Below are 318 nucleotides of genomic sequence, written 5' to 3'. Positions count from 1 at the left end.
GTGCGGGGGTGTCCTCGTTCGGGATCTCCGGCACCAACGCCCACCTCATCCTCGAGGAGTCACCGGTCGCCGAGAGCCCGGAGGAGAACGACCCCTCGCCCGGGGGACCGACGCCGGGGGCGCTGCCCTGGACGCTCTCCGCCAGAACGCCCGAGGCCCTGCGGGAACAGGCGCGGCGGCTGCGGGAGTTCGTGGCCGGACGCCCCGAACTGCGCCCCGTTGACGTGGGGTTCTCGCTGGCCACCACGCGAGCCGCGCTCGAGCATCGCGCGGTGGTGATCGCCGGGAACGCGGACGAACGCCTCGCCGCCCTCGACG

The 318-nt window shown here is 74.5% G+C and carries 1 protein-coding gene; it reads left to right on the top strand.

The features are described from left to right. Positions 1–318, top strand: a 318-nt coding sequence (locus DEH69_RS29270; RefSeq protein ID WP_147255911.1) for a ketoacyl-synthetase C-terminal extension domain-containing protein, incomplete at both ends; no start/stop codon positions are given.

It is taken from the genome of Streptomyces sp. PT12, assembly GCF_003311645.1.
Taxonomy (GTDB): domain Bacteria; phylum Actinomycetota; class Actinomycetes; order Streptomycetales; family Streptomycetaceae; genus Streptomyces.
The sequence above is the reverse complement of the archived record's forward strand: the minus strand, read 5'-3'. Positions and strand labels throughout refer to the sequence as shown.